Consider the following 1,945-nt stretch of genomic DNA (forward strand, 5'->3'; position numbering starts at 1 on the left):
TTCGTTAACGGCTTTTGTCGATATCGCCAATAGCGATGTCGATATCGCTTACCAAATCCTAGAGCAATCGCGTCGTGAAACACATCAAAACATCCGTTTTGCGCTGCGTCTTGTTGAATCATCGATAAAGAAAGTAGATGCGTTTCAACGCAACGTAAATTCACAAGAAAAAGCACTCATTTCGGTTCAAAAAGGCTATGAATTGGGCGCTCGAAATATGAGTGAAGTTCTCGATTCCACCCGTGATTATTACCTTTCTGAATCACAACTCTACAACGCTTACTTTACCTATATTGAAAGCGCACTGCTGGTGAAATTCATTGCCGGTGAAATCTCAGATCAAGATATTCGTTCATTGAACGCCAGTATCAAAAAATAACCCTCATTTAGGAAAACCATAATGAATAAAACTCATATGCTTTGCGTATTAGCAACGGCAGTCTCAAGTATGTCTTACGCTGCTGGCGTTCCTGTTACCGCGAAGGAAGCAGAGCTTACGGCAATAAACCCTAGCAAAAACATTATTGCGCGATTCGAGTCTCAAGCACACACTTCAATTACGCCTAGAGTCTCTGGTTATCTTGTTGAACAGTCGGTAAGAGATGGGGCTATGGTTAAAAAAGGGGATGTACTGTTTGTCCTCGATAGCACCCTATATGTGCATAATCTGAGTTTTGCAAAAGCGCATGTTAAGCAGGCTCAAGCGGCCTATAAAAGTGCTCAACTGCATTATCAACGAGTGGTACAGCTACAGGGCCCAGGGGGCTCAACGCAGTCAGATTTAGAACTTGCACAAGCTCAATTAGACTCAGCGCAAGGCTCTTTAGTGGCGGCTGAAGTCAATTTGGAAAAAGCAGACTACGACATCGAATCGACAATAATCAGAGCCCCTTACGATGGTCAAGTCGGTAAATCCAAAGTGTCTATCGGCGATCAGGTTTCTCCTGCGTCTGGTGCGCTGATCGATATTGTTCAGTTATCACCAATGAATGTTACCTTCAACATGGATTATGCGACATATCAATCTTTTGAGTTGGATAATGCCGAGACGTCTTCAGTGAAGCTCACAGATAATCAAACCGCTACCGAAGTTAACTATGTCGCGAACAAAGTAAACCCAACCGCTGGGACTATCCAAGTGTCTGCGTCTTTTGATAATCACCTTTTGGGTTTCAAGCCAAATAACGTCACCTACGTCACCGTTGAAAACACTCAGTCAGTCTATGGCTTTTGGGTGCCCCAATCTGCACTTATGCAAGACATGACCATTCAATACGTCTATATCATTGATGACAATGGCACAGCACAACGTCGTAATGTTCAAGTCACTAAACAAGAAAAAGGACAAGCATTTATTACTGAAGGGATTGAGACAGGAAGCCAAATCATTACCGATGGCTTAATTCGCGTTCGACCTAATGCACCCGTTAGCGTGCAAAACGAGGAATAATTCATGTTGAGTCGCTTTTTCATTTTTCGGCCAAAATTTGCCTTTGTCATTTCGATTGTTTTAACCCTAATAGGGGCAATTGCGATCAAACTGATGCCAATTTCTGAATACCCTGAAATTACCCCCCCTGTGATTAACGTTGTCGCCTTGTACCCTGGAGCAAGTGCGGAAACCATTGAACAAGTCATCGCTGCACCAATAGAAAAAGAAGTCAACGGCGTTGATAAAATGCTGTATATGGATTCCCGTGCGGCCAATGACGGTACTTATATACTGAAAGTGACATTCGAGATCGGTACTGATCCCGATATGGCACAAGTCAATGTACAAAACCGCGTCGCCGCTGCCCTATCTGCACTTCCTCCTATCGTGAACAACCTAGGTGTCCGAGTTAAGAAAGCGTCATCAGATACGTTAATGGCGATTGCGATTCATTCTCCAAATGGAAGTTATGACCGCCAGTATTTGGATAACTGGATAGATCGGAAGAGCGGT

The 1,945-nt window shown here is 43.6% G+C and carries 3 protein-coding genes; all 3 read left to right on the top strand.

Features of this window, described 5'->3' with window-relative positions; all coding sequences use genetic code 11:
- The coding region (locus ACP45E_RS16875; RefSeq protein WP_158008390.1) for a TolC family protein at positions 1-379 on the top strand (379 nt) is incomplete at its 5' end.
- A gap of 21 nt (positions 380-400) precedes the next feature.
- On the top strand, positions 401-1,450 hold the full coding sequence (locus ACP45E_RS16880) for an efflux RND transporter periplasmic adaptor subunit (RefSeq protein ID WP_017035943.1): 1,050 nt from the start codon (positions 401-403) through the stop codon (positions 1,448-1,450).
- A 3-nt stretch (positions 1,451-1,453) separates the two neighbouring features.
- A partial coding sequence (locus ACP45E_RS16885) for an efflux RND transporter permease subunit (protein ID WP_198927746.1) occupies positions 1,454-1,945 on the top strand: 492 nt, incomplete at its 3' end.

The organism is Vibrio genomosp. F10 str. 9ZD137, from assembly GCF_049974785.1.
Classification (GTDB): Bacteria; Pseudomonadota; Gammaproteobacteria; order Enterobacterales; family Vibrionaceae; genus Vibrio.

What these genes read in the sequence shown, in the direction of transcription:
- ACP45E_RS16880 (WP_017035943.1), top strand. Translation starts at nt 401, where the DNA reads ATGAATAAAACTCATATGCTTTGCGTATTAGCAACGGCAGTCTCAAGT.